The sequence below is a fragment of the Kitasatospora sp. MBT66 genome, from assembly GCF_000710405.2.
In the GTDB taxonomy this organism is placed as follows: Bacteria; Actinomycetota; Actinomycetes; order Streptomycetales; family Streptomycetaceae; genus Kitasatospora; species Kitasatospora purpeofusca.
In genome coordinates, this window is the sequence record NZ_JAIY01000027.1 from 17246 (window position 1) to 22913 (window position 5668).

A 5668-nucleotide genomic window follows, 5' to 3' on the forward strand; every position below is an offset into this window, starting at 1 on the left:
CCGGGCCGCCGCACGCGACGCCGCCGGACGGGCGGACGCGCTCGCCGCGCCGGTGCGCTACGTCGACGTGGCCGCCAACACCGTCGTGGTGCAGGCCACCGACCGGGCCGCCGCCGAACGGCTGGTCGCCGGGGCCGGGGTGGACCGGGCGGCGGTGCGGGTGGAGACGGTGGCCGAGGCCCCGCGCCCGCTCTACGACCTCCGCGGCGGCGACGCCTACTACATCGACAGCAGCAGCCGCTGCTCGATCGGCTTCCCGATCACCCGGGGGACCACCCAGGGCTTCGTCAGCGCGGGCCACTGCGGCCGGGCCGGCTCCAGCACGACCGGCGCCAACCGGGTCGCCCAGGGCAGCTTCCAGGCCTCGGTCTTCCCCGGCAACGACATGTCCTGGGTGGCCACCAACAGCAGTTGGACCGCGACCCCGTACGTGAACAGCGCGTCCGGCGCGGTGACCGGCTCGGTGCTGCAGCAGGTCGGGGCCTCGGTCTGCCGGTCCGGTTCCACCACCGGCTGGCACTGCGGCACGATCCAGCAGCACAACACCAGCGTCACCTACGCCGAGGGCACCGTCTCCGGCGTCACCCGGACCAATGTGTGCGCGGAGCCGGGCGACTCGGGCGGCTCCTTCATCTCGGGCACCCAGGCCCAGGGCGTGACCTCGGGCGGCACCGGGAACTGCTCCCAGAGCGGCACCACGTACTACCAGCCGGTCAACCCGATCCTGCAGGGCTACGGGCTGACGCTGAAGACCGACGGGCAGGGGCCCGGCCCCGGTCCCGGCCCCGGTCCGGGCCCCGGCAACCCGGGCGGCACCTGGGCCGCCGGCACCGTCTACCAGGCCGGCGACACCGTCACCTACGGCAGCGCTTCCTACCGCTGCCTCCAGGGCCACCAGGCGCAGGCCGGGTGGGAGCCGCCGAACACCCCGGCGCTCTGGCAGGCGGTCTGACCGATGACCGTCCACCGCACCGAAGCCCGGGCCGACCGGCCCGCCGCGCCCTCGATCGGAGCAACCGGCGCTGCCACGGTGGGCCCTCCGTGTGAGACCTTGGACGGGGGGCCAACCCACCAAGGAGGCCCGATGTCGTCGAAGCGTCGCCGCAAGAAGAAGGCCCGTCGCAAGGGTGCCAACCACGGCAAACGGCCGCAGTGCTGAACCGGCGCTGAAGCCGGTGCCCGCCCGGCACCGAACCGACGCCCGGCCCCGGACACCCGTCCGGGGCCGGGCGTCGGTCACGCGCCGGAGTATCGGTCACACGGCGGAGTATCGGTCACACGGCGGCGGACTCCGCCGGCTCCGGGGCGTCCGGGGCGTAGTAGAGGCTCGCCATGGTGGCGCGGAGCGTCCAGCCGAGGGTGCTGTAGAGCGCCTTCCCCTCGGGGGTGGCCACCAGGAACCCGGTCTCGGCGCCGCTGCGGTGCCCGGCGTCCTCCAGGGCCCGCATCACCACCGAGCCCAGGCCCCGGCGGCGGTGCGCGGGCGCGGTCTCGATCTGGTCGGCCACGGCGACGGCCCCGGCCAGCCCGAGCTGGCCGCGCGCGGCGAAGTGCCCGGCCCCGGTCCGGACCAGCGCCCGGACCACACCGCCGCGCTCCCAGGTGGTGAGGGTGTACCCGGCCGGTACGACCGGGCCTCCGGCGGCGAGCGGCACGGTCATCAGGTACCCGGGGACGTCGAAGCGCCAGCCCGGCCCGAGCCAGGGCCGGACGGTGTCGTCGTCGGTGAACACCTTCAGCCAGGTCCCCGGCGCGGTGGTGGCCGCCACCAGCTTGCGGACGTCGGGCTCGGTCGGCTCCGGCAGCACGTGCCGCGCGACCTGCGCCGACTGGCCGACGTCGACCGTCCAGCCCCACGGCTCGTCCACCGGCTCGGCCGCCCCACGCGAGACCACCCAGCCCCCGACCCAGCTCCGCACCAGCCCGCTGATGACGGACTCGCCCATCCTCGACCCCCGTAATAGTCATTATCGGATTTCACATCTTACCGAAACTCGCCGACCTGCCAACCCCCGTCCCCGGCGGGTGACCGGTCAGTGGCCCGGCAGGTGGGGCTGCCGCTCCCCGCCGGAGGAATCCGACGGGCTTCCTCCGAACCGGCCGCCCTGCTCCTCGGCCCGTTCCCGCTCCTCGGCCCGTTCCCCGGCGGGTTCGGCGACCGGTCCGCCGGTCGCCACCGGAGCGACGGCGACCGGTCCCCGGGAGGCCGGTTCGTCGGCGATCCGGTCGTCCGCGATCCGGCGTTCCATGAGCCGTTCCTCGGGCCGCTCGTGCGGGTCCCGCTCGTTCAGGGTCTGCGGGTCCGGGCGGTCCTGGGCGGGCGCGGCGCGGTGGCCGTGCCCCGTCGTCCCGGCCACTCCGGTCACCCCGGTCACCCCGGTCACCCCGGCCGCTCCGGTCGCTCCGGTCGCTCCGGTCGCTCCGGCGACCTCGGCGGGCCGGGCCCTGCGGGCCGACCGGCCCGCGCGGGCCAGCACGAGGCCGAGACAGAAGAGCAGCGCGAGTGCCAGCCCGGCGAGGAAGATCCCCAGACTGTTCAACGTCACCAGATCGTGGCCCAGAAGGACCACCTGGTACTCCGGCCCGCCGGAGAGGTTGCCGGCGATCAGCAGGCCGGTGAAGGCCCCGGTCACAGCGACCAGGAGGAGTCCGAACAACAACATGACGGCGTCCTTTCCGTCCGCCCCCGCAGCGCCCGATCCCCTCCAGCGAGTCGCGTCTACCCGGCCGCGACCGGGCCTAACGCGGCAGGGGCGAGGTGATGCCGGTCCCGTACGTCCCGTCGAAGACGACGCGCCGCCGGGGGCGGCGGCCCGGGTGGCGGCGGGTGCCGGCGGGGTGGCCGACCGAGACCAGCAGGGCGATGGCGAGGTCCTCGCGGTCCTCGATCCCGATCACCTTCTTGACCTTCTCCTCGTCCCAGCCGTTCATCGGCGAGGTCGCCAGCCCCATCGAGGTGGCCGCGAGCATCACGAAGGAGGCGGCGATGACCGCGTCCTTCACCGCGTACTCGCGGAGCAGGCCGCGCCGTTCGAGGCCCTCCTGGAACTCCTGCGAGGCGGCCGAGAACATCTCGACGAACTCCTCGCTCCATGCCCCGTTCTCCCGCGCCTGCCGGTAGACGTCGCTGCGGTCCTCCCGCCACGCCTGCGGCTCGGCGACGAAGACCAGCACCACCGGCGCCTCGGTCGGCTGGGGCTGGCCCCCCGTGGCCCAGGCCAGACCCGCCCGGCCCTCCTCGCCGGACACCACCACGATCGAGCGGTCCTGGAGGTTCCAGCTGGTGGGGGCCTCCACCGCCAGGTCGAGCAGGGTGTCGAGGAGCTGCGGGGAGACCGGGTCGGGCCGGTAGTGGCGGACGGTGCGGCGGGTGCGGATCGCTTCGGCAACGGACATCGCGTGGTTCGTCATGCCGACAACTCTCGGAGAGTCACTCTCTTTTGGGAAGAAGGCACCTGAAAGTGCGTTACTCTCCCCGGGTGAAGACCACCGTGGCAACCTCCGGCCTCCCGGCCGACGTCTACTCCGCGAAGTGCCCGACCCGCCAGGTCCTCGACCACATCGCCGGCAAGTGGACCGTCCTGATCGTCGACAGCCTGCTCGACGGCACCCTCCGCTACACCGAGCTGTCCCGGCGCATCGAGGGGGTGTCGCAGAAGATGCTCACCCAGACCCTGCGGCTGCTCGAGACCGACGGGTTCGTTACCCGCACCGTGCACCCGACCGTGCCGCCCCGCGTCGAGTACGGGCTCACCGAGCTGGGGCGCAGCCTCGCCGGACCGATCAGCGCCCTCCGCGAGTGGACGGAGGCCCACATCAACGACATCGAGCGGGCCCGCGCCGCCCGCCCGGCCGACCGGGAGGCCGCTCCCTGACGGCCGGGCGGGCGGCGGCGGTCAGGCCTGCGCCAACCACTCCTCCAGCGTCGGGCCGGCGAGCGTGGTGGCGGGACCGGCGACGAACGCGCCGTTCTCCAGGAGTTCGCGGTCGGGGGTGCCCTCCTCGCTGACCTCGACGACGGTGACGTTCTCGCCGCGGGCCGCGTAGACGAGCTCGGCCGCCTTGGCGAGGTTCTCCTCGCGCGGGCCGGCGATCTCGGGGAACGGCGCCGCCGTGGTGCCCGGCTCGGGCGCGGGGCCCTCGGCGAGGTCGACGAGCGCCTCGGCCACCGCCGCGGCCGCAACGAGCTGGGTGCGCATCAGCGGGACCCGCACGGTGTCGCCCTGGCGGCCCCAGCTGACCAGCGGCTCGACGAACTCGTGGAACTGCGCGGCGCGCAGGATCCGGACCGGCACCGGACCGGCCGTCAGGGCCTTCTCGTGGGCGACCTTGGCGCGGTAGTAGCCGCCGGTCGACGCGTCGATGCCGAGGATGGACACCGAGACGATCAGCTCCACCCCGGCGCGGGCGCCCGCCGCGTGCAGGTTCGCGGCGGCGGCGGTGAAGAACTCCGTCGCCACCGTCTCGTCCGCGGAGGGGGTGCCGGAGGTGTCGATGACGACATCGACCCCGGTCAGCGCCTGGTCGAGGCCCTCGCCCGCGACGATGTCGACGCCCGCCGAGCGCGAGATCGCCACGACCTCGTGGCCGCGTTCCGCCAGCACGCGGACGACGTGCTCGCCCAGACGCCCGGTCGCGCCGACCACCGCGACGGTCCTGCGGTTCGACATGGTTGTTCTCCTTCGTGGTGCCTGTGTCGTGGGAGATCGCCGGGCCCGCACATCCCCCGCGTGCGCGGCGGCCCCGACGATCTCCGGCCACCGACCCTAGGCCCGCACGGCGCCGGAGGGTGTGCGGGGCACGCACGATCTGTCGTCAATGCGTGCAATGCATGCAAGGCGGGCTCGGGCGTGCAGGGCGGGCACGGGCCGGCCTGGTCAGCCGGGCAGCTCCGCCCGCTCGATGCGGACGGCGACCAGGCAGGTGTCGTCGTCGGTGTCGGCCGGGCTCAGCTCCAGCAGCAGGTCCAGGTACCGCTCCAGATCGGGCCCGGGCGGGCCGGCAGCCCGGATCAGCTGGTCCACCGACTCCTCGACCGGGCGGTCCCGACGCTCGACCAGGCCGTCGGTGTAGAGGAGCAGCACGTCGCCCGGGACGAGCCGGGCCGTGTACTCCTCGTACTCGGCGTCCGCCAGCGCCCCGAGCAGCACGCCGTGCGGCAGCGGCAGCACCTCGGCGCCGCCGGGGGCCAGTCTGATCGGCGGGAGGTGGCCGGCCCGGGCCCAGCGCAGCGAGCCGTCGTCCGGCGCGAGCAGCACGCAGACGGCGGTGGCGGTCACCTGCTCCGGTTCGCGCAGGGCCACGATGTTCGCCCACTCCAGCAGCCGGCCCGGACCGGCGCCGGTGACGGCCAGACCGCGCAGCGCGTGCCGGAGCGCGACCATGCCGGTGGCCGCGCCGACCCCGTGCCCGGCCACGTCGCCGACCGCGAGCAGCACCTGACGGTCGGGCAGCACCATGACGTCGTACCAGTCGCCGCCGACCCGTTCGCGTTTGGCGGCGGGCCGGTAGCGGACGGCGGCGCGCAGTCCGGGGGCTCCGAGCGGCGGGGGTGCCGCGGGCAGGATCGCCTGCTGGAGGCGGAGCGCCAGCTGCTCGCGCTCGGCCGTCTCCTGCTCGCTGTCCGCCAGCCTGGCCCGGGTGGCGCCGAGGGCGACCTCGGTCCAGT

Annotated in this window: 7 protein-coding genes; 2 read left to right on the forward strand and 5 right to left on the reverse strand. The window is 74.6% G+C overall.

The genetic code is table 11. The features are described from left to right. Window positions 1–952 (forward strand): carbohydrate-binding protein (locus tag BI06_RS45080; protein ID WP_063795163.1); only part of this gene is annotated, 952 nt, incomplete at its 5' end. A 322-nt stretch (window positions 953–1274) separates the two neighbouring features. On the opposite strand, the gene BI06_RS45085 is transcribed toward BI06_RS45080, so the two are convergent. The 3 genes from BI06_RS45085 to BI06_RS45095 all read right to left on the reverse strand — a co-directional run bounded on the left by BI06_RS45085 (window position 1275) and on the right by BI06_RS45095 (window position 3411). Then, window positions 1275–1946 carry a GNAT family N-acetyltransferase gene (locus BI06_RS45085; RefSeq protein WP_043478991.1) on the reverse strand — a complete coding sequence of 224 codons (672 nt, stop codon included), beginning with the start codon at window positions 1944–1946 and terminating at the stop codon, window positions 1275–1277. An 87-nt stretch (window positions 1947–2033) separates the two neighbouring features. After that, a complete protein-coding gene (locus tag BI06_RS54565) occupies window positions 2034–2663 on the reverse strand; it encodes a hypothetical protein (RefSeq protein ID WP_233290564.1) in 630 nt (209 codons plus the stop codon). Between the two features lie 76 nt (window positions 2664–2739). Further along, window positions 2740–3411, reverse strand: a complete 672-nt coding sequence (locus tag BI06_RS45095; RefSeq protein ID WP_043478994.1) for a nitroreductase family protein — start codon at window positions 3409–3411, stop codon at window positions 2740–2742. Window positions 3412–3479: 68 nt separating this feature from the next. On the opposite strand from BI06_RS45095, the gene BI06_RS45100 reads away from it, so the two are divergent. Beyond that, the gene (locus BI06_RS45100; protein ID WP_043478997.1) at window positions 3480–3875 is read left to right on the forward strand and encodes a helix-turn-helix domain-containing protein; all 396 of its coding nucleotides are present in this window, start codon (window positions 3480–3482) and stop codon (window positions 3873–3875) included. Between the two features lie 21 nt (window positions 3876–3896). On the opposite strand, the gene BI06_RS45105 is transcribed toward BI06_RS45100, so the two are convergent. After that, window positions 3897–4670: an SDR family oxidoreductase gene (locus BI06_RS45105; RefSeq protein WP_043479000.1), complete on the reverse strand. Its 774-nt coding sequence runs from the start codon at window positions 4668–4670 to the stop codon at window positions 3897–3899. Window positions 4671–4877: 207 nt separating this feature from the next. Continuing rightward, window positions 4878–5668 (reverse strand): PP2C family protein-serine/threonine phosphatase (locus tag BI06_RS45110; RefSeq protein ID WP_043479003.1); only part of this gene is annotated, 791 nt, incomplete at its 5' end.

Excerpts from the sequence above, each read along its gene's own strand:
- BI06_RS54565 (WP_233290564.1), bottom strand. The coding sequence starts at position 2,663 with ATGTTGTTGTTCGGACTCCTCCTGGTCGCTGTGACCGGGGCCTTCACC.
- BI06_RS45105 (WP_043479000.1), bottom strand. The coding sequence starts at position 4,670 with ATGTCGAACCGCAGGACCGTCGCGGTGGTCGGCGCGACCGGGCGTCTG.
- BI06_RS45085 (WP_043478991.1), bottom strand. The coding sequence starts at position 1,946 with ATGGGCGAGTCCGTCATCAGCGGGCTGGTGCGGAGCTGGGTCGGGGGC.
- BI06_RS45095 (WP_043478994.1), bottom strand. The coding sequence starts at position 3,411 with ATGACGAACCACGCGATGTCCGTTGCCGAAGCGATCCGCACCCGCCGC.